Annotated in this window: 17 protein-coding genes; 9 read left to right on the top strand and 8 right to left on the bottom strand. The window is 65.9% G+C overall.

Going from position 1 to position 23440, the window contains the following annotated elements; translation table 11 throughout:
- The first annotated feature begins 51 nt into the window (after nucleotides 1-51).
- The 3 genes from V9L18_RS20285 to V9L18_RS20275 all read left to right on the top strand — a co-directional run bounded on the left by V9L18_RS20285 (nucleotide 52) and on the right by V9L18_RS20275 (nucleotide 4649).
- The gene (locus V9L18_RS20285; RefSeq protein WP_337348953.1) at nucleotides 52-2688 is read left to right on the top strand and encodes an exo-rhamnogalacturonan lyase family protein; all 2637 of its coding nucleotides are present in this window, start codon (nucleotides 52-54) and stop codon (nucleotides 2686-2688) included.
- 253 nt (nucleotides 2689-2941) lie between these two features.
- Nucleotides 2942-3868 (top strand): SRPBCC family protein, encoded by a 927-nt coding sequence (locus V9L18_RS20280; RefSeq protein WP_337348952.1) that lies wholly within the window; start codon nucleotides 2942-2944, stop codon nucleotides 3866-3868.
- Between the two features lie 118 nt (nucleotides 3869-3986).
- A complete protein-coding gene (locus tag V9L18_RS20275) occupies nucleotides 3987-4649 on the top strand; it encodes an SRPBCC family protein (protein WP_337348951.1) in 663 nt (220 codons plus the stop codon).
- Between the two features lie 100 nt (nucleotides 4650-4749).
- Here the strand turns inward: V9L18_RS20275 and V9L18_RS20270 are convergent, their stop codons facing one another.
- Together V9L18_RS20270 and V9L18_RS20265 are read right to left on the bottom strand one after the other, a co-directional pair.
- Entirely contained in the window at nucleotides 4750-6756 is a 2007-nt protein-coding gene (locus tag V9L18_RS20270) for a rhamnogalacturonan lyase (RefSeq protein WP_337348950.1), read from the bottom strand.
- Between the two features lie 179 nt (nucleotides 6757-6935).
- On the bottom strand, nucleotides 6936-7403 hold the full coding sequence (locus tag V9L18_RS20265) for a winged helix-turn-helix transcriptional regulator (protein WP_337348949.1): 468 nt from the start codon (nucleotides 7401-7403) through the stop codon (nucleotides 6936-6938).
- Nucleotides 7404-7567: 164 nt separating this feature from the next.
- On the opposite strand from V9L18_RS20265, the gene V9L18_RS20260 reads away from it, so the two are divergent.
- The 3 genes from V9L18_RS20260 to V9L18_RS20250 all read left to right on the top strand — a co-directional run bounded on the left by V9L18_RS20260 (nucleotide 7568) and on the right by V9L18_RS20250 (nucleotide 9378).
- The gene (locus V9L18_RS20260) at nucleotides 7568-8245 is read left to right on the top strand and encodes an FMN-dependent NADH-azoreductase (RefSeq protein WP_337348948.1); all 678 of its coding nucleotides are present in this window, start codon (nucleotides 7568-7570) and stop codon (nucleotides 8243-8245) included.
- Nucleotides 8246-8404: 159 nt separating this feature from the next.
- Nucleotides 8405-8662 carry a hypothetical protein gene (locus V9L18_RS20255; protein WP_337348947.1) on the top strand — a complete coding sequence of 86 codons (258 nt, stop codon included), beginning with the start codon at nucleotides 8405-8407 and terminating at the stop codon, nucleotides 8660-8662.
- A 74-nt stretch (nucleotides 8663-8736) separates the two neighbouring features.
- A complete protein-coding gene (locus V9L18_RS20250) occupies nucleotides 8737-9378 on the top strand; it encodes an NADPH-dependent F420 reductase (protein WP_337348969.1) in 642 nt (213 codons plus the stop codon).
- Between the two features lie 105 nt (nucleotides 9379-9483).
- Here the strand turns inward: V9L18_RS20250 and V9L18_RS20245 are convergent, their stop codons facing one another.
- The 3 genes from V9L18_RS20245 to V9L18_RS20235 all read right to left on the bottom strand — a co-directional run bounded on the left by V9L18_RS20245 (nucleotide 9484) and on the right by V9L18_RS20235 (nucleotide 14827).
- Nucleotides 9484-10395, bottom strand: coding sequence for a hypothetical protein (locus tag V9L18_RS20245; protein WP_337348946.1), 912 nt, complete (start codon nucleotides 10393-10395; stop codon nucleotides 9484-9486).
- A 197-nt stretch (nucleotides 10396-10592) separates the two neighbouring features.
- On the bottom strand, nucleotides 10593-12770 hold the full coding sequence (gene yicI / locus V9L18_RS20240) for an alpha-xylosidase (RefSeq protein ID WP_337348945.1): 2178 nt from the start codon (nucleotides 12768-12770) through the stop codon (nucleotides 10593-10595).
- Nucleotides 12767-14827, bottom strand: a complete 2061-nt coding sequence (locus V9L18_RS20235; RefSeq protein ID WP_337348944.1) for a beta-galactosidase — start codon at nucleotides 14825-14827, stop codon at nucleotides 12767-12769. Before V9L18_RS20235 ends, yicI begins: the two co-directional genes overlap by 4 nt.
- A gap of 24 nt (nucleotides 14828-14851) precedes the next feature.
- Between V9L18_RS20235 and V9L18_RS20230 the strand changes: the two genes are divergently transcribed.
- On the top strand, nucleotides 14852-15877 hold the full coding sequence (locus tag V9L18_RS20230) for a LacI family DNA-binding transcriptional regulator (protein WP_337348943.1): 1026 nt from the start codon (nucleotides 14852-14854) through the stop codon (nucleotides 15875-15877).
- Between the two features lie 41 nt (nucleotides 15878-15918).
- On the opposite strand, the gene V9L18_RS20225 is transcribed toward V9L18_RS20230, so the two are convergent.
- The 3 genes from V9L18_RS20225 to V9L18_RS20215 are packed head-to-tail and all read right to left on the bottom strand — an operon-like array spanning nucleotide 15919 to nucleotide 19633.
- Complete coding sequence (locus V9L18_RS20225; RefSeq protein ID WP_337348942.1) at nucleotides 15919-16854, bottom strand: carbohydrate ABC transporter permease; 936 nt, start codon at nucleotides 16852-16854, stop codon at nucleotides 15919-15921.
- Nucleotides 16851-17912 carry an ABC transporter permease gene (locus V9L18_RS20220; protein ID WP_337348941.1) on the bottom strand — a complete coding sequence of 354 codons (1062 nt, stop codon included), beginning with the start codon at nucleotides 17910-17912 and terminating at the stop codon, nucleotides 16851-16853. Before V9L18_RS20220 ends, V9L18_RS20225 begins: the two co-directional genes overlap by 4 nt.
- Nucleotides 17913-17926: 14 nt before the next feature.
- Nucleotides 17927-19633, bottom strand: a complete 1707-nt coding sequence (locus V9L18_RS20215) for an extracellular solute-binding protein (protein WP_337348940.1) — start codon at nucleotides 19631-19633, stop codon at nucleotides 17927-17929.
- Nucleotides 19634-19842: 209 nt separating this feature from the next.
- Here V9L18_RS20215 and V9L18_RS20210 point away from each other — a divergent pair, with 209 nt between their 5' ends.
- Both V9L18_RS20210 and V9L18_RS20205 read left to right on the top strand, forming a co-directional pair.
- Nucleotides 19843-22677, top strand: coding sequence for a glycoside hydrolase family 3 C-terminal domain-containing protein (locus V9L18_RS20210; RefSeq protein ID WP_337348939.1), 2835 nt, complete (start codon nucleotides 19843-19845; stop codon nucleotides 22675-22677).
- A gap of 37 nt (nucleotides 22678-22714) precedes the next feature.
- The gene (locus tag V9L18_RS20205; RefSeq protein ID WP_337348938.1) at nucleotides 22715-23362 is read left to right on the top strand and encodes a LysE family translocator; all 648 of its coding nucleotides are present in this window, start codon (nucleotides 22715-22717) and stop codon (nucleotides 23360-23362) included.
- Nucleotides 23363-23440 lie beyond the last annotated feature (78 nt).

Genomic DNA, 23440 nt, shown 5'->3' with positions numbered 1-23440 from the left:
CCACGTCGCATCGAGGCGCGTGCCAGGAGCGGCTTCCCAGCGGAATTGGACATGATGACTGTAAACACCACTGTCGGGTGGCTCGACGGCGAAGCACCCCTGGAACTCAGCGGCGGAACCACGTGGGGCATGCCGTTCGCCCGCGGAACGGTGGCCAGCGCCGATGCTGTGGCGGTCCGGGACTCCTTCGGGCAGCCGGTAGCCAGCCAGGCCTGGCCGCTGGCCGCGTGGCCTGATGGCTCACTCAAGTGGGCGGGCATTGCCCTGCCGGCCACGGATTCCCCGTCCCGGGAGTACGAAGTGACGCACGACGCCGGCACCGCACCGGCCGCGGGCACCTCACCGGGGGTCACCGTCGCGGAGCGCAATGACAGCATCGCGGTGTCCACAGGCACGCTGGAAATGGTCATCAAGCGCAGCGGTTCCACCCTATTCAGCTCACTCTCCCGCGGCGGAACCACAGTGGCTTCCGACGGACGCCTGGTCAGCCTGCGCCAGGACGGCATCGCGGACGGCGCCGGCTCAGTCAGCCGGGAGGGATTCACCGGCGAGGTCACCGCCGTCGTGCTTGAACAAAGCGGCCCCGTCCGCGCAGTGGTGCGGCTTGAAGGTATGCACCGGCCGGACTCGCCCACGAGCGACAAACGGGACTGGCTGCCGTTCGTGGTTCGGTTCTACTTTTACGCGGGGGCGCGGAGCGTTCGGATGGTCCACTCGTTCATCTGGGACGGCGACGCCGAGCAGGACTTCCTCGCCGGGCTCGGCGTGCGCTTTACCGTGCCGCTCCAGAGCGAACTCCATGACCGGCACATCCGGATCGCCGGCGCGGACGGCGGCTTCCTGGCCGAAGCCGTGCGCGGGCTGACCGGCCTCCGTCGCGATCCCGGCGAGGACGTACGCCGGGCGCAGCTGGCGGGCCGCCCCACCCCTCCCCTGGCCGAATGGAACGAGGAGGTCTCGGGCAGGCTGCACCTCATTCCCGCCTGGAACGACTTCACGCTCAGCCAGCTAAGTGCCGACGGCTTCGAGCTGCGCAAACGCACCGCGGCGGGCCATGCGTGGGTGGGCATTTCCGGCGGAACCAGGGCGGCGGGCTTCTGCTCCCTGAGCGATACGCGAGGTGGACTGGGCGTGGGGATCCGTGACTTCTGGCAGTCGCACCCGGGACAGCTGGACATCCGGAACGCCGCCACGGACGGCGCGTCGCTGACGGCCTGGCTGTACTCCCCGGAGGCCCAGCCGATGGACCTGCGTTTCTATCACGACGGCCTGGGCCAGGACACCTTCGAGGAACAGCTCGAAGGCCTGGAAATTACGTACGAGGACTATGAACCCGGCTTCGGCAACCCCACCGGCATTGCCCGCACACATGAGTTAACTCTGTTTGCCTACGGCTCCACGCCAGCCACGGAAAGCCTCGCCGCCGATGCACGGGCCGCCTCCGTGCCTGCGCTGCTCCAGGCCACCCCGGAATACCTCCACTCAGCGCGGGTCTTCGGTGATTGGGCCCCGGTGGACCGCAGCACTCCGGCGCGGGCCGAGCTTGAGGACAGGCTGGACTTCCTCTTCGACTTCTACGCCGGCCAGGTGGAGCAGCGCCGCTGGTACGGCTTCTGGAACTACGGGGACGTCATGCACACCTACGACTTCGACCGGCACGTGTGGCGGTACGACGTCGGCGGCTATGCCTGGGACAACTCGGAGCTCTCCCCGGACCTGTGGCTCTGGTATTCGTACCTGCGTTCTGGCCGGGCAGAGGTCTTCCGCTTCGCCGAAGCCATGACCAGGCACACCGGCGAGGTGGACGTCTACCACCTCGGCCCGTGGAAGGGCCTTGGCTCCCGCCACAATGTCCAGCACTGGGGCTGCAGCGCCAAGCAGCTGCGCATCAGCACGCCCGCCTACCGCCGGTTCTACTACTACCTGACGGCGGACGAACGGACCGGGGACCTGTTATCCGAACTGGTGGACAGCGACCAGAACTTCCTGGGGTTGGACCCGGTCCGCAAAGTCAGGCCCGACGCCGACACCTACCGGCCGGACCGGAATGCCCTGGGCGTGGGGCTGGGCACGGATTGGGGTTCGCTGGCGGCCACGTGGCTCACCGACTGGGAGCGCACCGGGAATCCCCGCTCCCGCGACCGGCTGCTGGGCACCATGGCGGATATCGGCGCCCTGAAGTACGGATTCCTCACGGGCGAGGCCCTCTACGACCTGGATCAGGGAAGGTTCGACGCCGGCCGGGAAAGGATCCAGGTCTCCCACCTTTCAGCGGTGTTCGGGCTGGTGGAAATCTGCAGCGAACTGGTGGACCTGGTCCCGGACGCGGCCTTCGAGCGGGCGTGGCTGCAGTACTGCCGGCTGTTCCTGGCCACCGAGGAGGAACAGATCGACGCCGTGGGGCAGCCGCTGCCCGGAATCTACCTGACGCAGGCCCACAGCAGGCTCAGCGCCTACGCAGCCGCCCGGCTCCGTGACCCGGACCTGGCGGCCCGGGCCTGGGAGAGCTTCGCCGAAGGCGGCGAGCATCTCAACCACGAGAACGCCTTTACCCTTCAGACCATCGCGCCGCCGCACGTGCTGCTCCCGGTGGACGAAGCACCCACAGTCTCCACCAACGACGCCTCCCAGTTCGGCCTGGCAGTGATCCAGAACCTGGCACTGATCGGCGACCACCTGCCCCGCTGAGCAACCCGGCCCCGCGCACCAAACCCAGCCTCCCGCCGTCATACTTCCGCCCAACTTCCCGCCGCACCAAACCCAGCCCCCCGCCGTCGTCCCATCCCAACTAGGTAGCAGCAGATGTCGTTTTGGCGCCTCATAACGACATCTGCTGCTACCTAGTTGGGGTCTGGCCGTGGGCTCCGCCGGAAGGTATGGTAAGCATGCTGATGAATTTTTTGTTCTTTCATCAGCTCCGGTTCCAATCGAAGGAGACGTTGTGAGCACGAAAGTGGAAAAGCGCATTCTGGTGAACGTACCGGTCAGCACGGCCTACAACCAGTGGACGCAGTTCGAGGAATTTCCCCACTTCATGGGCGGCGTCAAGAGCGTTAAGCAGCTCAGTGATGACCGGCTGGAGTGGGTGGCCGAGATCGCGGGCGTCCGGCGCCAGTGGACCGCAAAGATCCTGGAGCAGATCCCTGACCGCAGGGTTGCCTGGGCAGCCACCGAAGGAGCCACAAACGCCGGCGCCGTGGAATTCGAAGACGTCGGCGGCGGCCAAACATCCCTGCGGCTGACCCTGGAATACGACCCCGAGGGTTTCGTTGAAAAAGTGGGCGACAAGCTCCACGTGGTTGACCGCCAAGCCGAAGCCGACCTGAAGAGGTTCAAGGAATTCATCGAGGACGAGGGCTACGCATCCGGCGCCTGGCGGGGGTCGGTGGGCGAAGGCGCTGCTGTGGGCACCCCGGGCGTGGAGGACGCAGCGGCCTCCCGCGGCGATTCAGGCAAGGCAGGATTCTCCGGCAAAATGGCAGCAGCGGCAGGGGTTGCGGCGGCCGCAGGCGCAGCCGCAGCCATGAGCGCGGGCACGAACAAGGACGCCAACGAGGCCCGCGACGTCACCGCACCGGACGCCGTTCCGGCAGAGCCAGTCACCGTGACACCCATCCCGGCAGAACCGATGTCACCCGTCTCACCCGCGGCGGGCACGACGGCGGCAGACGCCTCCTCGGGTTCGCTCGCCGATCTCGGGGACGACAGGAGCGGGCATGCGTTCGACCAAACCAACGGCCTGGTGGACACCGAGGGCGAGTCCGACGAAACAGCCGAAGGTGAGCGGTACAGCGAAGGCGAACGTCGCGAAGAGGACAACCGCCCGGGCGGACTTCCGCCCGTAGGAGGAGGCCTCGGACAGCACTGACGGGCGCCTCCGCGGGGCAATCCATGGCTCTGGTTCACGGCTTCCAACGGCGCTATGTTAAGCCTACTGATGACCCCCGGGACCTTCATCAGATTCGGTTCCAGTCGAAGGAGACGTTGTGGGCACGAAAGTGGAGAAACGGATTGTTGTCGAGGTACCGGTGGGCACTGCATACAAGCAGTGGACCCAGTTTGAGGACTTCCCCCATTTTATGGGCGGTGTGGAAAGTGTGACCCAACTCAGCGATGACAGGCTGAGATGGGTTGCGCACATCGCCGGAGTCCGCAGGCAGTGGGAAGCCAGGATCATCGAACAGATCCCGGACCACAGGGTGGCCTGGGCGTCCACGGAAGGTGCCACCAACTCAGGCGCCGTGGAGTTCCAGGATGCCGGCGGGAACAAGACCCAGCTGACGCTCACCTTGGAATACCAGCCCGAGGGCATGGTGGAAAAGGTGGGCGACCTGCTTCACGTGGTGGCCCGGCAGGCGGAGCATGACCTGAAAAAGTTCAAGGAGTTCATCGAACACGAGGGCCATGCCACCGGTGCGTGGCGGAAGTCCATCCCCGCGACAGGAACCGCGGAAGGCGGGACGGGTGCGGCAGGGCCCGAATTCAACAGGTTCGCGCACCCGTTCGACCAAACCAACGGACTGGTGGATCTTGAGGGCGAGTCGGACGAAACGGCCGAGGGCGAGAACTACAGCTCCTCGGAACGGAAGCACCGGCATGACCGCGACGACCGCTTCCTCCCGCCCAATCCCAACCTTGGATCGCTCTGAACCTGCCTGCCCGAGCCGCCACACGCCGTCGGGCGTTCCAGGCGCAAAAGCACCGCCCGTTTCCCAAGGGAGGCGGGCGGTGCTTTTGGGCTGACGGCTGCTACTCGCTGCCCCCTACATAGGTGACGGCGGGCATCGCCGGGGTTTTCATGCCTTCGCCGATGAAGAAACCCGGGTGCGGCGGCTGGTTGTAGGCCACGTTCTCACGGGCCACTGCCGTACGGTACACCGGGTCGTGCATCAGCGTGCGGAGACGGACTTCAGTGGGAGCCGTAGTGGTGTAGATCCGCAGTTCAGTGCTGTCCGACGACGGGAAGGCCAGTTCCTCGCGCCAGTCACCCAGCAGGTCTGCCTGCAGCGACGGGTTGCCCTTGGTGTGGTTGTTGCTGCGGGCGCCGGTGGCCGTCAACAGCCGGTCGCTGGATTCAGTTTCCCAGTTCCACTTGGAGATGGTGGGCACGCCGACACCGGCAGTGGCATCGAAGTCATGGTCCACGATCTCGCGCAGCAGGTCCCCGTCCCACCAGGCCAGGAAGTTCGCGGCCGGGATTTTCTCCGCGATCAGCACGCCCTTGGCTGACATCAGCTGCCCCCGCGGGGAGTTCCAGGAGGCGTCGCCGCCCACGGCCCAGCCTTCGGCCCCGGCGTACCGCGGATCAATGTCGCCGGCGGCTCCACGCCCCGTGTCCCTGATGGCCGGGATGCTCCAGAGGACTTCGCCGGTGGCGGCGTCGCGGAAGGTGGCTCCGCGGTTGCCGCTCTGGCTCATGCTCTCGTGCACTGCGAAGGTTTCCAGTCCGGGCCGCGACGGGTCCAGATCTGACGTGTGGATGGCGTCGCCGTGGCCCAGCTTGGTGTTGTAGAGGGGCGCGCCGTTGTCGTCGATGGTCATGGAACCGAAGACGAACTCGTCCTTCCCATCCTGGTCAACGTCGGCCACAGACAGGTTGTGGTTGCCCTGGCCCTTGTACTCGGCGCCGGCGACGTCGGAATCGAACTTCCAGCGCTGCTTCAGCTTGCCGTCCACCAGGTCGTAGGTAACCAGGACCGTGCGCGTGTAGTAGCCACGGCTGAACATCATGGAGGGGTGTTCGCCGTCGAGGTAAGCCACGCCTGCAAGGAACCGGTCCACCCGGTTGCCGTAGCCGTCCCCCCAAGCCGATACGTTGCCGCGCGGCGGATCGTAGGCGACGGTGTCCATGATGGTGCCGGTTTCGCCCTTGAAAACGGTCAGGAACTCGGGGCCGGAGAGCACGTAACCGGCGCTGTTGCGGTAATCCGCGGCCGGATCGCCGATGACCGTTCCGGCGCCGTCGCGAGTGCCGTCGGCGGTCTTCAGGGAGACTTCAGCTTTGCCGTCGCCGTCAAAGTCGTAGGCCAGCAACTGGGTGTAGTGCGCCCCGGCACGGATGTTTCGGCCGAGATCGATGCGCCAGAGCTTGGTTCCGTCCATCTTGTAGGCATCCACGTACACGTTGCCGGTGTAGCCGGACTGCGAGTTGTCCTTGGCGTTGGACGGGTTCCAGAGCTGGACGATCTCATAGGCGCCGTCGCCGTCCAGGTCAGCCACGGTGGCATCGTTGGCGGTGTAGGTGTAGGCCGCCCCGGCGGGCGTGACGCCGTCCGCCGGCTTGTCCAGCTTGATAGCGAGGTAGTTCTGGGCGAGCGGGCTGAACTCCCCGGTCACGACCTGATCCAGTCCGTCTCCGTTTCCCACCGCCCGGATGACGTACTTCGAGGTTGCCGTTCCGGCAGGGTCGACGTAGGTGGTGCTGTTGCGGACCGGGTCCGCGGTGAGCTGGACGCCGTCGCGGATTACATGGAAGCCGATGCTGTCAGGATCCAGGCCCAGCATCCGCCAGCTGAGGGTGACGCCCTGGTCCGTGAGGACCGCTACGGGGGCGCGGTCCAGGCTTTCGACCTGACGCTTCTGCACGTTCAGCCCGGACTGTTCAGGCAGGGGTGGGAGGGTGGGAGCCGCCTGAGCCAGCGGTACACCGGTGAGGGCCAAGGCAGCTGCGGCCAGGGTTGCTGCGGCAGCCAAGGGCGCCGTTTTCCGTATCTTTTTGGGTCTCGTGGGTAGGGAATATTTCGCGGGGTATGCCAAAGAACATCTCCTTTGATGCTGGCGGCAGCTGAGTCTGCCGCGCGGTCGTTTTTGTAACGTTTCATTCCGACGCCGAACGAGCACTTCCGGATTTCCCTGGAGGTTTCGGAGTGGAAAGAAAGCGCTTTCCGCCCCTAAGGTTTATCAGGGCATGAGAAGGTCGGTCAAGGCCTTCACGATCAAATATGGGAGAAATTGTTCCGTTTCGTTTCGATCTTGCCGGGGGCGGCCTCAGGTAGCCCTGGGGTTTCGCCAGCCAGGTGGTCGTGCTCGAGGCGGGCGAGTTCCACCGCGGGCATGGAAGCTTCGGCCCAGTCCTTGAGCCCATACACCACGCCAAGGAGCGAGCGGCCCAGCGGGCTCAGTTCATAGTCGGTGCGGACCGGGACAGAGGCTGTTACGTGGCGCAGCACCAGGCCGTCCCGTTCGAGCGAACGAAGCGTGGAGGTCAGCATCTTCTGGCTGGCCCCCGCAACCCTGCGCCGCAGTTCGCTATGCCGGCGCGGGCCTTCGGCGAGTTCCAGCAGGACCAGGGTGACCCACTTGCTGCTGATGGTCTCCAGGAGTTGCCGGGCGGGGCAATGCTCCAGCGCGGCGTTATACGTGGCCCGATGCTGCAGGTGCTTCTGTTCGGCCGTGAGGCTCATCTCTACGTCCCCCATCGTGTTCCGGCGTGAAGCACCAGATTAGCTGCGGACCCGCTGGCAAGGCACGTTCAGGTGCCATAGGCACTTCAAAGTGCCTTCTTACGAAGGCACCGCCTGCCCGCGAAGATCAGTTAAGCAATCCCGGCACTTTCGAAAGGACACCCATGCCCACCCTCCTCCATATCAATGCGTCTCCCCGCGGTTCCCACAGCAGCTCGCTGAAGCTGGCCCGCACGTTCATCGACTCCGTCCGGGAGTCCTCCGGCAGCGACGTCGGCGTAGAGACCCTGAATCTGTTCGATTCCGGTGCGCTCCCGGAGTTCGGCACCACGGCCGCCGGCGCCAAGATGGCCATCTTCACCGGGCAGCAGCAAACCAGCGAGCAGACGCGCGCCTGGGACGAGGCCCGGGCGGTGTTCGACCAGTTCGCAGCCGCGGACGCGTATGTCTTCAACATCCCCATGTGGAATTCCGGCATCCCCTACGTTCTCAAGCAGTGGATCGACGTGGTTACCCAGCCGGGCTGGAGCTTCGGCTTCGATCCCCAGGCCGGCTACACCGGGCTCATGACGGGCAGGCAGGCCGTGGCCATCCACACCAGCGGGGTCTACGCGCCGGGCGTTCCTCCGGCGTTCGGCCGGGACTTCAGCAGCACCTTCTTCGCCGACTGGCTGGACTTCGTGGGCATTCAGGATGCCACCCATGTCCGCTTCGCACCCACGGTGCTGGGCTCCGATCCTGAGCAGGCACGCCTGCTCGCAGTGTCAAAGCTCGACGCCGCCGCGCCGGCATTCGCGGCCAGGCTGGCCGCCGCAGGGGTGCTGCAGCCCGCGGCCGGCTGACTGCGGACCACATTCATTCCGCAGTCCTGCCACAGTCCCGGCCGCCATGACTGGACACGGCGGCCGGTACTGTCTTAGCGTCGAAGCATGACCCGCCTGCCCGACGGGCTCCAGCGCTGAAGCAGTACGGCGCCCGCGTAACGCCGAAAGTGAGCAACTGTGCCTGCCACCCATTTTGAACGTTTCCTGGCTGAATCAGTGACGCCGCAGCGGGACTCTGGAACGGGATTGGGCCGCGATGAGCTCTATGGCCTTTATACGAGCTGGTGCCTGATCAACCACGTTGAACCCCAGGATCCGCCTTCCCTGTGGAAGGCGCTCAAAGACCATGGGATCACTGCCGAACACAACAACCTGAACATGACCGGGCCCGCTGCCGCGGACTACATCGTCGCCAGCGCCCCGGACCTCGTCTGAGGTTTCACGGCATCACCGGATTATTCCCGCCAAGGGCCTGAAATATCTCCGTGGGCACCGCTGTTGGCCCGGACATGACAACAATCGGAATCATCGGAGCAGGACACATCGGAAGCCAGGTTGCCCGCAAGGCGGTGGCGCTCGGCTATGACGTGGTCATCAGCAACTCGCGCGGGCCGGAGACCCTCACGGAACTGGTAACGGAACTAGGCCCTAAAGCCCGGGCCGCGACCCCGGCGGAGGCAGCGGCGGCAGGTGATTTCGCCGTCGTCACCGTTCCGCTCAGGAACTACCGGGACATTCCCGTGGCGCCGCTGGCCGGCAAGATCGTGATCGACACCAACAACTACTACTGGGAGCGGGACGGGCACATTCCCGCACTGGACAACGGCGAGGCCACCACCTCCGGACTGCTTCAGGAGCACTTGTCCGAATCCAAGGTGGCCAAGGGCTTCAACCACATCATGGCCAAGGACATCACCACGGACGGCACGCCTACCGGAACCGAAAACCGCCGCGCCCTCGCCACGGCCAGCGACTACCCCGAGGCCGCCGAACTGGTGACCCGGCTATATGACGAGTTCGGCTTCGACACCGTTAACATCGGGCTGCTGTCCGAGAGCTGGCGCGTGGAGCGGGACCGCCCGGCCTACGTGATCCGGCAGACCGAGGCTGAGCTGAAGGAAAACCTGGCTAACGCCCCGCGAACCATTTAGCGCGCCCGGTCAATCCAGGCAGGACACCCAAAACTGGCTGGCAGCAGACGTCACGAAATCCATTCTTGACGACGCCTGCTGCCAGCCGGTTGGGGCTAATCAGCCCTACAGGCGTGCCGGGACCAGGACCACCTCATATTCGGTGTCCGGAAGCAGGAACTGGGCGTTCACTGCCGCAAGCGTGTTGCCGAACAGGGCAGCCGTCGCTGGAGTATTGAAACTGGTGCTGGTGATGACATCCTCGACAACGCCGGACGAGAAATTATTGGCGAGGTCGATCCGGCTGATCTGGTCCGAGAAGTTCTGGACAGCCCAGAGACGCTGGCCTTGGACCAGGATGCCGTCCACGTTTGGAACGCTTACCCCTTCAACGAGTGCGCTGGCGCCGGTGTCCGGGTTGACCGTGTAGATCTCCCCATTACCCGAGTGGGACACAAACAGCACCCGGCCGCCCTTGGCCGAGGCAATGCCGTTGAGGTTGAACTGGTCCCCTGCGTCGGCCGCGGGACCGCTCAGCGGAAGCGTCACAACATCACCCAGTTCACCGCGGTGGCTGACCGGAACGAAGTACAGCTCGGCAGCGGCGGAATTCGTGAACCATGCCCCGTCCGGGGTGAGCGCGACGTCGTTGATGAAGCCTGGTGCGAGCGGGATCTCCGCTACGAGTTCCAGCGTCGCGGTGTTGTAAACGTAGGCATTGCCGCCAGCCCCACCAGCTACGAACAGCAGATTGCTGCCGGCATCAAACTTCATTCCTACAGCCATTCGGTCATCCGGACCGTCAATGATCTTCGTGGCGATTCCGGTGCGGATGTCGCCCTGGAAGATGTCGCCGGTGGCCAGTTCCCCGGCGTAGAAGGTGGTTCCCCGGCCGGCGGCGATCCCCTCGGCGGAGTTGGCGCCGTCGAGCACGATGACGCCGGAAGGCGGCGCCGCGGTGGCGGGCAGGGACGGCGTGAGCAGTGCTATTAAGGCGATGAACGCGATGGCGGTACGGCGTTGTACTGTTCGGCGCATGATGCTTCCTCGGTTGGACTGATCCGCGCGGGGCAACAGACGGCATCAACAGGCGGCAGGCTCCGCACGATGGTCCTGCCAGTTTAGGCACCGCCGATGCCCCTGACCAGAGGCTGTGCACTGGATGCGGAAGGGACGCGGAATCCGGGTAAAAGAGTGCCCGGGCCGCCCACACATGGACGCCCGGGCACCGGATGTCAGAGCGCGACGGCGACCGGCCGGCCGCCTTCCACCGTCACCTCAAACCGGGCAAAACCGCCGTCGGCCCTGGGAACTACCACAGTCCTTCGCTGGCCCTCAACAGCGGCGAAGGCGTGGAACTCCACGTCCGTGGCCCAGTCGTACTCCGGCCGGTCCGTCACGGTTCCGATCGGCAAGACCGCCCCCTCGCGGACGTACACCGCGGCCTCCAGCACCGAGAATTCCTTGCGGTGCCACTGCGGGCCGGCCAGCTGCTCGCCGCTTTCCAGATGGGTCCAGGTTCCCGCAGGGAGGTAGAAGTCCACGGACCCGCCCTTGCCCATCACCGGTGCAACCAGAAGGTCCGATCCGAGCATGTATTGCCGGTCGAGGTAGGCACAGGCGGGGTCCTGCGGGAATTCGAGGAACATGGGCCGCATCAGGGGTGATCCTGTCTGGTGCGCGTCCTCGGCCGATGCCAGAAGGTAAGGCATGAGCCGCATCTTCAGCCCGGTGAAGTGACGGAGCACGTCGCTGGATTCATCGTCCACCAGCCAAGGCACGCGGTAGGAGTTGGAGCCATGCAGCCGGGAATGGGAGGACAGCAGCCCAAACGCGATCCACCGCTTGAACAGTTCGGGATCCGGAGTCCCCTCGAACCCGCCGATGTCGTGGCTCCAGAACGCGAATCCTGAGGATGCCAGGGACAGGCCGCCGCGGAGGGATTCGGACATGGCGGAGAACGTGGACTCGCAGTCGCCACCCCAGTGCACCGGAAGCTGCTGACCTCCGGCGGTAGCGGAGCGGGCAAAGAGCACGGCCTGGCCTTCGCCGAGCTCCTTGGAGAGCAGGTCGAACACCGTTCGGTTGTAGAGCTGCGCGTAATAGTTGTGCATTTTCTGCGGATCGGAGCCGTCGTGCCAGGCCACGTCCGTGGGGATCCGCTCGCCGAAATCGGTCTTGAAGGAATCCACGCCCTGGTTCAGCAGGGTGCGCAGCTTGTCCTGGTACCAGGTCACGGCGTCCGGGTTGGTGAAATCCACCAGGCCCATGCCCGCCTGCCACATGTCCCACTGCCACACAGAGCCGTCCGCCCGCTTGACCAGGTAGCCCCGCTCTTCACCCTCCCGGAACAAGTGCGAGCGCTGGGCGATGTACGGGTTGATCCAGACACACACCTTCAGGCCCCGCTCGTGCAGGCGCCGCAGCATGCCTTCAGGGTCCGGGAAGGTGGCCGGGTCCCAGACAAAGTCGCTCCAATGGAACGCCCTCATCCAGTGGCAGTCAAAGTGGAATACAGAAAGCGGAAGCTTGCGTTCAGCCATGCCGTCGATGAACGACATCACGGTTTTCTCGTCGTAGTCCGTGGTGAAGGACGTGGACAGCCACAGCCCGTAGGACCAGGCCGGTACCCGGGCCGGCCGGCCGGTCAGCTCCGTGTAGCGGCGCAGGATGTCCTTGGGGGTGGGCCCGTGGATCACGAAGTACTGCAGCCGCTGGCCCTCAACGCTGAACTGCGTGCGGGACACCACCTCGGACCCGATCTCGTACGACACCCGCTCCGGGTGGTTCACGAACACGCCGTAGCCCGCGTTGGTGATGAAGAACGGCACGTTCTTATAGGCGAGGTCGCTCGAGGTGCCGCCGTCCTCGTTCCAGATGTCAATCGACTGCCCGTTCTTCACCAGCGGGCCAAACCGCTCCCCCAGCCCGTAGACATTGGTTCCCACGCCGAGTGTCAGCTGTTCGTGCACAAAGTGCCGGCCGTCGTCGTCGGTGATGACGCCGATGCTGCGGGGCACCGAACTTGTCAGCAGCCGGCCATCCCCCACGAAATCCACGTTCCAGTCGCCCGAGGTGCTGATGTGTGCGGTGAGGCCGCCGGAGGTGAACGTGGCGGTGCCGCCGTCGTTGGTGATGCTGACGTCCGCGCCGCCTTCCTTGAGCCCGAAGTGCGGCCCCTTCTGCACACCGCCCTGGAAGTGTTCGATGGTTACACCAATGACGTCCGGTAACGGCGACTCGAAGCTGATGGTCAGCTGCGGGCAGTTCAGGGCGTCGCCGCGGGACCTGATCTTCTGCGTGGGTGCGTAGACGGTGAGTTTGTCGCCTATGGTCTCCACATCGGACACGTCCCGCGGGTGGAGTGCGGAGAGGCCCTTTTTGTGGAGCCAGTAGCCGTCCGTGAATTTCATGCTGTTCCTCTGTTTCGGGGGTTCTTCAAGTTGGGAAGTTCGTTGGATGCGGGTTCCTTGAGCACCAGCGCGCCGAAGGGCGGCAGGGTGAGCTGGTCGCCGTGGGCTGCGCCGGCGAGCAGGTCCACGGACGCCCACCGGAGCCGGACGTCCTGCGGCTCACCGGAATGGTTCAGCAGGAACAGGTGCCCACCGCGGCTTGCCGCCTCCACCTGGTCCGGCAACGGCGCGGCCAGGGGATACCGGATTCCCGCCGACTCCAGCGCATCCGCCACGACCTGCTCCAGTGCCTCCGGGGGAAGGTCGGCCCCCACATACCAGGAGTGCCCGGCACCGGTTTGGTGATGTACGACGACGGGACGGCCTTCCAGCCGGCCCTCGGCAAAGTGCGCCACCACGTCGGCGGTGCTGCTGTTCAGTGCCAGGTCTTCCGCCCAGGTCCGGGCCTGCCCGGCGGGTGCCTCCCCAAACCGGATCCCCACCGGTGATCCAAGCGGGATCCATTCCTCGCCGTCCACGCCGAGCAGGTCTGCGAGTATCGCCGGGAAGCGGCCGGAAGCGAGGTGGCCGTTGCGGTCCGCCACTGCGCTGAAGGGCCCAACCACCAGGTGGCCGCCGCCCTGGACGTACGCGCCCAGCCCGTCCGCGTGCTCCTGGCTGAGCAGGAACAGGCTGGGAGCCAGGACCAGCTCAAACCGGCCCAGGTCCATCGAGGGATGGACTACTTCGACGGCCAGGCCGTTCCGGTGCAGGGGCGCGTAATACGCCTGGAGCTGCTCCAGCACCTGGAGCCGGTTAGTGGGAGTGTCCGGTGATTCGGCGGCCCACCAGCTGTCCCAGTCGAACAGGACCGCGATCTTGGCCGCGCAGGGTGTCCCGGCAAGCTGGCGCAAAGCTTGGAGGTCCTTGCCCAGGGCCGCGGCCTCGCCGAACACGCGCGTGTGCTCGCCCGCGAGCGGCACCACCGCGGAGTGGAAGCGTTCGGCGCCGAAGCGGGACTGGCGGAACTGGAAGAAACAGACGCCATCGGCGCCCCGGGCGACGGCAGAGAGGGCATCAACCCGGAGTTCGCCGGGCTGCTTCGGCACGTTGTGCTCCCGCCAGTTCACCCCGGAGGTGGCGGACTCGATGAGGAGCCACGGGGTGCCGCCTGAGAGTCCCCGGCAGAGGTCGTGGGTCAGCGATCCAAACCGGTGCGACTCCGGATCCGCCGGATCGGTGTACCAGTCATTGGCCACGACGTCCGTCTCGTTCGCGAAGGCGAAGTAGTCCGCCCCGCGGAAGAAGCCCATCAGGTTGGTGGTCACCGGGCTGGCGGTGTCGTAGCGGCGGATGATGTCCCGCTCCGCACAGAACAGGGACAGCAACTGGTCCGAGGTGAACCGTTGGAAGTCCAGTGCTTGGCTGGGGTTGATCAGGTACGGCGCTTTGCGCGGAGGCAGGATCTCGTCCCAGCTGCCGTAGTTCTGGCTCCAAAAGGAAGTACCCCAGGCACGGTTGAGTCCGTCCAGCGTGATGTAGCGCCGGGTCAGCCAGGCACGGAAGGCGCGCGCGGTTTCGTCGTCGTAGCTCACCTGTCCGAGCTCGTTTCCCACGTGCCACATCGCGAGGGCGGGATGCCCCGCGTAGCGCCGGGCCAGGGACTCCGTGATGGCAGCGGCGGCCTGCCGGTACTTGGCGGATGACGGGTTGAACTGGTTGCGCGAGCCGTACCAAAGCGTGCTGCCGGCCGCGTCCATGGGCAAGGTTTCCGGATACTCGCGGCCCAGCCAGGCCGGCGGCGATGCCGTGGGCGTTGCCAGGCAGACGCGGATGCCGCCCTCGTGCAGCAGATCCAGGAGCCGGTCCAGCCAGCCGAAGTTCCGGGCACCTTGGCGGGGCTCCAGCAGGGCCCAGCTGAACACTCCCACGGTGACCAGGTTGATACCAGCCTCCTGCATCAGCCGGATGTCCTCCGGCCAGGTGTCGGCCGGCCACTGCTCGGGGTTGTAGTCAGCACCGAACAACAAGCCGGTTCGATCCGTCAGGCTGTTCAGGCTGTGGCTGCTGGGAGACATGGAAATCCTTGGTTAAATAGGGGGATGGACAATCGAAGGGCTTCAACAGCGGCCACGATCAATGATGTGGCCCGTGAGGCCGGTGTTTCCACGAGCACCGTGTCCTACGTGATGAGCGGGAAGCGGACCATATCGAAGGAAACCCGGGAAACTGTCGAAGCGGCCATGCGGAAGCTGCGTTACAGCCCGCGGTCCAGCGCACGTGCGCTGGCCTCGAGCCGTTCCAACGTGCTGGGCCTGGTGGTGCCCCTGCGTGCGGACGTCAATGTCGGCGTCGTCATGCAGTTCGTCACCGCCGTGGTCACCACGGCCCGGACGTTTAACCAGGATGTGCTGCTGCTGACCCAGGACGACGCCGGAAGCATCGAGCGCGTGACGTCGCAGTCCATGGTGGACGGGCTGCTCATGATGGACATCGAGGCCCGTGATCCGCGCATCCCGGTGCTTGCCAAACTGCAGAAACCAGCCGTGCTGATCGGGATGCCGGATGATCCGCGCGGCCTGAGCTGCGTGGACTTCGACTTCGCCGCCGCGTCCCGCACCGCTGTCCGTCACCTGGCGGACCTGGGCCACCGCGGCATCGCGTTCATTGGTTCCCCGCCAGCATCCTTGCGCCGGCATGCCACCTACGCTGACCGGGCCCTGCATGGGTTCCAGGATGCGTGCCGTGCCGCGGAAATCGTCCACGTGGCCGAGGCCTGCGAAGCCAACTCGCGTGACCTTGGGAAGGCGTTGGACCGGGTGTTCTCCGGGCCTGAAAGCATCACCGCGCTCCTGGTCCATAACGAGGGCCTGCTCCCCATGCTGCGGGAGAACCTTGGCGTCCGCGGCCTGTCCATCCCGGAGGACATCTCGGTCGCGGTGATTGCACCGGCGGACGTGGCCATGGCCGCGGCCCATCCCTGGACCGCAGTTTCCATTCCCGCGATGGACATCGGCCGGGCGGCCGTGGAGATGGTGATGGACCGGCTCAGCCTGGACAAACCAGCCGAGCTGCGGCTCATTGCGCCCACCCTGGCGGAAGGCGAGACAACCGCTAAGGCCGTGTAACAGCAAGCCGGCTCCCATCAGGCCGGGTAGCCACACGCCGGTCATCCCTTCACCGCCCCGATCATCACGCCCTTGGTGAAGTGCTTCTGCACAAACGGGTACACCAGCAGGATGGGGACCATGGCCAGGACGATCACGGCCATCTGCAGGGCGGGGGAAGCCGCGGCGCCGTCGCCGACGTCGATCTGGCCTGGCACCGAGACGCCCTGCAGCACGTAGGAGCGCAGCACCACCTGGAGAGGGTTCATGGCGCTGTCGTTGATGTAGAGGACGGCGTTGAAGAACGCGTTCCAATAGCCCACGCCGTAGAACAGGGCGATGACGGCGGTGACGGCTTTGGACATGGGCAGGACAATCTGGGTCAGCGTGCGCCATTCACTGGCCCCGTCGATCCGGGCGCTGTCCAGGATGCCCCTGTCGATCCCCATGAAGAACCCGCGCAGGATGATGATGTTGAATACGGAGATGCAGCTGGGCAGGATCAGCGCCCAGTAGGTGTTGATCAGGCCCAGGCTGGACACCAGCAGGTAGGCCGGGATGATGCCGGCGCTGAAGAACATGGTGACCAGCAGGGTGAAGAGTATGGGGGTGTGCGCGAAGGAGCCCGGCCGGGACAGGCCATAAGCACAGAGCACGGACACCACCATGCTCAGCAGGGTGCCGGTGGCGGTCACGCCCACGGACACCAGCACGGCCCGGGTGACCACGCCGCCGCTGAGGATCTGCTGGTAGGCGGCGAGGGTGATTTCGCCGGGAATCAGGACCAGGCCGCCGGCGCGTGTGATGGTGGCCTGCGAGGAGATGCTGGTCAGCACGATGGTGTACAACGGCCCCAGGACAGCAAGGACGACGGCGGCGAGCACCACGGCCTTGACGGTTTTCGCCAGGCGTCCCGGCTCTTCGTCCCAGGCCGGCCGTTCCGGCCGGAGCCGCAGCGATTTGGAGGAGGCAAGTGGTTTGGTTGTGGTCGCGCTCATTTGGAATACACACCGCTTTCGCCGAATATGTGGGCCACCTTGTTTGCTGCCAGGATCAGGGCCAGGCTGACCAGGCCCTTGATCAGTCCGGCCGCCGCCGCGTAGCTCCAGTCACCGTTCTGCACGCCCGTGTAGTAGACGAACGTGTCCAGGACCTCGGAGGCGTCCGCACCCACGGCGTCACGCTGCAGGATCATCTGCTCGAAACCCACGGTCAGTGAGTCGCCCAGCCGCAGGATCAGCAGCAGCACAATGACGCTCCGCAGCCCCGGTAGGGTCACATGCCACATACGCTTCCAGCGGTTGGCACCGTCCACGGCCGCCGCCTCATACTGGGCGGGATCGATCGCGCTGAGGGCCGCCAGGAACACGATGATGCCCCAGCCGGCGTCCTTCCAGATCGCCTGGGAGGTGATGAGGAACAGGAACGTGTCCGGGTTGGTCATCACATCCATGGCCTGCCAGCCGTTGGCGCGCAGCGACTGGTTGAGCAGCCCCGCGCCGCCGAAGATCTGCTGGAAGACGGAGACCACCAGCACCCAGGAAAAGAAGTGCGGCAGGTACACCACGGCCTGGATGGCCGCCCGCAACCGGGGGTTGACCAGGGAGTTCAGCAGCATGGCCAAGGCGATGGGAATGGGGAAGAAGAAAACCAGCTGGAATGCGGTGATCACCAGCGTGTTCTTGACGGCGAGCCAGAACTCCGGATCGGCCATCACCCGGCTGAAGTTCTCCATACCCACCCAGGGGCTGTCCGGGATGCCAACGAACGGCGAATAGTCCTGGAAGGCCACCACGTTGCCCAGCATGGGCAGGTAGGCGAAGACGCCCAGCAGGATCACGGCCGGCAAGGCCATGAACACCAGGGAACGGTCACGGTTGAACCGTACCTTCAGGCTGGCGCGGGGGCGGAGGGTCGCGTCCCCCGGCCCGCCGTCCGGCGGGGTGCTGGGTGTCGACATCGGACGCGTCACCGGCGCCGCGAGCCGGGAGGAGGTGCCGGCGTCGGGCCTTGCCGGCGTCAGGGCGGCGGCCCTGCTCTCTGTACCGGTGCTCATGTTCGCCGCCACCCCTATGCCAGGAATCCGGCGTAGAAGTCGCGTAGCTCGTCGCCGCCCTTGCTCTTCCAGGTGGCGATGGCGCTGTCCAGGTCGGGCATGCCCTTGCGGCCGCGGATGATGTCCTTCGCCAGGTCCTCGAACGGCTTGCCAAGGGAGCCGAACTTGGCCGGTTCCTGGATCTGCATACCGAAGAAGATGTCCTCCTGGACGTTCGGTGCCTGGCGGGCTTCCCACTCGGACTGGGACTGGACCAGGCCGGGGTACTGGACCATGGAGTTCACGATCGGAGCGTTGACCAGGAAGGCGTAGGTGCTGGTCACTTCCTGGGTCCCCTTGGCGGTGGCCTGCGGAATACCCTGTGAGTCGCGGGTGTAGTGCACGCCTTCGACTCCGCTATTGATGAGGACGTTCTCCTCGGTGCCGAACGGTGCGGCAATGAAGTTGGCCAGCGCCAGCATCTCCTCGACCTTGGCCGGGTCCGTCTTCTTGATGAAGCTGAAGATCGCCGCGGGCTGGGCCCGGAACAGGGTGGGTTTGCCGCCGTCCGGGGCGAAGTAGTCCATGGGCTGCATGTTGAACTTGGGGTTGGACGGCAGGACGCGTGCCAGCGCCTCGTGCCAGCCGCCCATGCCGTCCGAGGTCATCAGGGTGGCGCCGGATTCGAAGCGCTGCTTGGCCTGCTGCGAGTTTCCGGCAACTGCGTCCGGGTGGACGGAGCCGTCGGCGAACAGCTTGGCGGTCCATTCCAGGGCGGCGCGGTATTCGTCGGTTTCGAACTTGTTCTGGAGCTTGCCGTCCACCTTTTTCCACTTGGGGACCACCCCGTGCATGATCTGCGCACCCGTCCAGATGTCCTCTGAACCCCAGCGGTTCTTGGAAGCGTCCGTGAGTTCCTTCGCGACGCTGCGGTATTCGTCAGCGGACGTGGGCGGTTCGACGCCGAGTTCCTCGAAGAGGTCCGCCCGGTAGAAGATGGCGTCGGAGATCAGGGCGCCCGGGTAGGGCAGTCCATACAGTCCGCCTTCGAAGCAGCCCATCTTCCAGGCCGCCGTGGGGATGTTGGCCAGGTTGGGGTACTTCTTGACCTTGTCGCCGGCCAGGAACGGCGAGAGGTCGGTGAAGATGCTGGTGGCGGCCTGGCCGAAGCGTGGCGGCATGTTCCAGGCGGGGATCACCATCCAGTCCGGTACATCCTTCGGCGAAGCGAGGACCGTCTGGACCTTGTCGGCGTAGGCGTTGCCGTCGTTGACCTGGAAATTGATGGTGGCGCCCAGCCTTTCATTGACGGCCTTGTAGTAGGTGTTATCCGGCAAAGCGGGCGGGACCGCCCACCACGCCGGGGCCATGGCGGTGTAGGTCCCGCCGGAGCCGGGCGTGCTGGCCACTGATTTGACCAGGGACTTCGGAATGGACGTGAAGCCGGGCGTCGAACCGTTGACCGACGGGATGTCCGGCTTGACCAGGTCCACCGGGATGTAGGACGGGACCAGTTTGGCCACGGTTTCGGCGAGGCCGCCGGAAGTGGTTGCCTGCGGAGCCGCCGCCCCGGTTCCGCAAGCCGTCAGTGCCGCGGGCGCAGCGGCCAGGAACACGGCACCGCTGAGGATGCCCAGGAAGGAACGGCGGTTGACGCCGGTGGAGCCGGCCTCGACGAGGAGGGTGGAACCTGTTTTCTGGGGACGGCGGCTTCGTGTCGGATCCGCATGGTGACCAAGCATAATCAGCACTCCTTTGTGGTGGATATTGCATCGATGATTTCGAAGTTTGTCGAATCGCTTCGATTAACGATCAGCGTAGAGCATCCCGATTTCACCCGCAAGACTCAAACGTGTTGCGTGTCACAGGGCGCGATGCCACACTGGATGTCGATGCATTTGTAGAAGCGTTTAAACAACCCGTCGTACAGTCACCGCCGATTGGACCCACCGTGCCCCCTGCCGCTTCAGCCTCCACCGCAGCCATCACCAAGGCGCAAAGTCTTCTGGACTCGCTCTCCCGTGACCAGAAGATCGCCATGCTCCACCAGCACGCGCCCGCCGTCGAATCCCTGGGCCTGGCCCGGTTCCACACCGGAGCCGAGGCGGCACACGGAGTTGCGTGGCTGGGCCCCGCCACGGTGTTTCCGCAGCCTGTGGGCCTGGCTGCCAGCTGGGATGAGGACCTGATCCGCCGGGTGGGCACCGCGGTCGCGCGCGAGGTCCGGGGCAAGAAGGCGGTGGACGCCACCGTGAGCACCAACGTGTGGGCTCCGGTGGTGAACCCGCTGCGCCACCCGCTCTGGGGCCGCAACGAGGAAGGCTTCTCCGAGGATCCGCACCTCACCGCTGCACTGGCCGGAGCGTACTGTGCAGGGCTGAAAGGCGATCATGAACGCTACTGGCTGACGGTGCCCACGCTGAAGCATTTCCTGGCCTACAACAACGAGGCAGACCGGAACGTTTCCAGCAGTCAACTGCGGGCGAGGGTGCTGCACGAATACGAGCTTCCGGCCTACCGCGGCCCCATCGAAGACGGCGTGGCCGGCGCCGTCATGCTGTCGTACAACCTGGTCAACGGCCGGCCCGCCCACGTCTCGGACCTGGTGGCCGGCGAGCTGCGGCAGTGGCGGAACGGCGAGGACATCGCCATCGTCACAGACGCAGGTGCCCCGTCCTCGCTGTACACCGCGGAGAAGTATTTCGACGACGGCCCGTCCGCCTACGCGGCCGCCCTCCGCGCCGGGGTGGACAACTTCACCGAGGATAGCGACAACCCGGAGCCGTCCCTCAGGCACCTGCACCAAGCTCTGGACCGCGGGCTGATCACCGAGGCGGACATCGACCGCGCCGTCCTCCGACTCCTCACCCTGCGGGAACGGACCGGCGAATTCGAACCCCACGGCGGCCCATATGGCGCCCTCGGCCCTGAACTCGTGGGTGATCCGGCCCACGTGGCGCTGGCCCGGGAAGCGGCCCGGAAGTCGGTGGTATTGCTCCGGAACGCACCCGCTGCCGTCACGGCGGATCCCCTGCTTCCGCTTGGCCCGAATCCCGGAAAGGTTGCCGTGATTGGCGCCCTGGGTTCCACGGTACTCAGCGACTGGTACAGCGGCACCCTGCAGGATGAGGTCAGCATCTTCGAAGGCCTGTCCGCGCGGTACGGCGACGTGGTGGCGGAAGCGGGCGTAGATTTGGTCTCCCTCCGGTGCGTCCGGACCGGCACCTACCTCGGCGCCGGCAACCCCAAAACCTCCCTGACTGCCGGTGCTGCCGCGCCAGGGCCGGACGAAGCGTTCCTGCTCAAGGACTGGGGCGACGGCGAATGCACCCTGCAGTCCCCCGTCACTGACAAGTTCGTAACCGCCGACGGCTACTACCTGAGCGCATCAGCGGCCAGGGTGGGCGGCTGGGTGGTGCAGGAAACGTTCCGGCTGCACCCGGGAGTGGACGGGACGGTGTCCATCCAGCACATCGGCACCGGCAAATGGGTCCGGATTGAGGCGCACACCGGAAGCGCAGCCCTGTCCGCCGGGACCGAAGAAGCAGCGGACCGCTTCGCCCTGCGGACCGTCCGCTCCGGTCAACAGGCCGCCCGGGAGGCTGCCGCCGCGGCCGATGTCGCCGTCGTAGTAGTAGGGAATGATCCGCACCTGGGCGGCCGGGAAACCATCGACAGGGCCACGCTGGCACTGCCAGAGCCCGAGCAGGAACTCATCCGGCTGGTCCGGGAAGCGAACCCCCGGACCGTCCTGGTGATCGTCTCCTCCTACCCCTACGCGCTGGGACCGCTGGCTGACACTCCTGCCGTTGTGTGGACCTCGCACGGCGGCCAGGAACTGGGCAATGGCCTGGCGGACATCCTCAGCGGCGATTTTGAGCCCACCGGACGGCTGGCCCAGACCTGGTGGCAGCGCGACGAGGACCTGCCAGGAATCCTGGACTACGACCTCATCTCCTCCCACAGCACGTACCTGTACAGCACCGCCGAGCCGCTGTACGCGCTGGGCCATGGCCTCAGCTACAGCCCGGTCAGCTACGAATCCGCTGTTCTGGCGGGCGACGGGCTGTCGGGCTCGCTATCGGACGGCGGTATCGACGTGGCGGTGCGCAACACCGGCACGCGGACCGCGCACGAGCTCGTGCAGGTCTACGCTGCCTCCCCGGGGCACCGTTTCGAGTTCCCGCGGCGACTCCTGGTGGCGTACCGCCGGGTCGAGCTGGCACCCGGCGAGCGCCGGACCGTGCGGATTCCGGTGCCACTGGAGCGGCTGGCCACGTTCAGCGTCACGGCCGGGCGGATGCTGGTGGAGCCGGGGACGTACGAAGTGATGGTCGGTCCGTCGGCCAACTGCCTGCCTCTGGGTGTCGAGCTGTCCGTGAGCGGTGAGGGAAGCGGTCCGCGCCAGCGCGGTGCCTGGATCCGCGCCGAGCTTTTTGACGAATGTTCCAACCTCGCGCTGGTGCCGGAGACGCCGCTGGCTGGCACCGCCGTCGCGCCTTGCTCACCGCAGGAAAGTGCGACGGCGGTCTACCGCGGCTGGCAAGGCAACACGCCTGAGTGCGTGGCGCTGCGGCTCACGGCGTCCGGTCCCGGAAGGGTGGCCGTTCAGTTGCCTGGGCGCGGGGGCACGTGGACGGATTCCGCAGCGGCAACCGTTAATTCCGGGTTCGACGGCGAACTGGCACTGGTGCTGGCCAGCGGTGCGTTGGACGGCGCCGGCCCGGAGGCGGTGCGGATTGTCCTGGCCGGTCCGCTGACAATGAGCGAGCTGCAGGTGGCCTGACGGCGCGGGTGCCCGGGCTGCGGCTTATCCTTGGACGGTGGATCTCGTTCAGGCTCTCCTCTCGTTCGCCGTCGTCGCTGGTCTGTTGACCGTGGTTCCGGGCATCGACACCGCATTGGTGCTCCGGTCCTCCATCTCAAAGTCGCGGAGCTTCGCGTTTGCCACGGCGCTGGGGATCAACACGGGCACCATGGTGTGGGGAATCGCCGCAGCCGTTGGCGTCTCGGCGCTGGTGGCGGCGTCGGAACTCGCCTACCGCGCACTCACCCTCGCGGGCGCTGCGTACATGGTCTGGCTCGGCGCGTCCCTGCTGTGGAAAAGCCGCGGCACGGCCTCTGCGGCGGGGTTGGCCGACCTCTCCTCGCCGATACCCCCGGGCCGCCAGCTGTTCCAGGGCTGGCTCACTGGGACCGGAACCAACCTGCTCAACCCCAAGGTGGGGGTCTTCTACATTGCCACGATCCCGCAGTTCATCCCCGACGGCACCCCACCCCTGCTCATGGGAGTGTTGCTTGCTGGAGTCCACTGTGCCCTGGGCCTGGCCTGGTCAACGTTCCTGATCTACGGCGTCGGACTGGCATCACGATGGCTCAAGGGCGCCCGAAGCGTGAAGATCATCGACCGCATCACGGGTACGGTCCTGGTGGGCTTCGGGCTTAGGCTCGTCCTCGAACCGCGTCACTAGGTGTACTGCCCAGGGACGTTGGTTGGGTGAATGTGATGACTCGCTGGAGTCGCTGACTCATGGGTGAGGACCTCCGGT

Source organism: Pseudarthrobacter sp. CCNWLW217 (assembly GCF_037203985.1).
Lineage (GTDB): Bacteria > Actinomycetota > Actinomycetes > Actinomycetales > Micrococcaceae > Arthrobacter.
Note: the sequence above shows the minus strand (reverse complement) of the source record. Positions and strands in the feature narration are given on the sequence as shown.

Bases quoted from the DNA above. Each gene is read 5' to 3' on its own strand.
- V9L18_RS20230 (WP_337348943.1), top strand. From the start codon at position 14,852: ATGGACAATCGAAGGGCTTCAACAGCGGCCACGATCAATGATGTGGCC.
- V9L18_RS20260 (WP_337348948.1), top strand. From the start codon at position 7,568: ATGCCCACCCTCCTCCATATCAATGCGTCTCCCCGCGGTTCCCACAGC.
- V9L18_RS20245 (WP_337348946.1), bottom strand. From the start codon at position 10,395: ATGCGCCGAACAGTACAACGCCGTACCGCCATCGCGTTCATCGCCTTA.
- V9L18_RS20220 (WP_337348941.1), bottom strand. From the start codon at position 17,912: ATGAGCACCGGTACAGAGAGCAGGGCCGCCGCCCTGACGCCGGCAAGG.
- V9L18_RS20250 (WP_337348969.1), top strand. From the start codon at position 8,737: ATGACAACAATCGGAATCATCGGAGCAGGACACATCGGAAGCCAGGTT.
- V9L18_RS20215 (WP_337348940.1), bottom strand. From the start codon at position 19,633: ATGCTTGGTCACCATGCGGATCCGACACGAAGCCGCCGTCCCCAGAAA.
- V9L18_RS20225 (WP_337348942.1), bottom strand. From the start codon at position 16,854: ATGAGCGCGACCACAACCAAACCACTTGCCTCCTCCAAATCGCTGCGG.
- V9L18_RS20285 (WP_337348953.1), top strand. From the start codon at position 52: ATGATGACTGTAAACACCACTGTCGGGTGGCTCGACGGCGAAGCACCC.
- V9L18_RS20265 (WP_337348949.1), bottom strand. From the start codon at position 7,403: ATGAGCCTCACGGCCGAACAGAAGCACCTGCAGCATCGGGCCACGTAT.
- yicI (WP_337348945.1), bottom strand. From the start codon at position 12,770: ATGAAATTCACGGACGGCTACTGGCTCCACAAAAAGGGCCTCTCCGCA.
- V9L18_RS20235 (WP_337348944.1), bottom strand. From the start codon at position 14,827: ATGTCTCCCAGCAGCCACAGCCTGAACAGCCTGACGGATCGAACCGGC.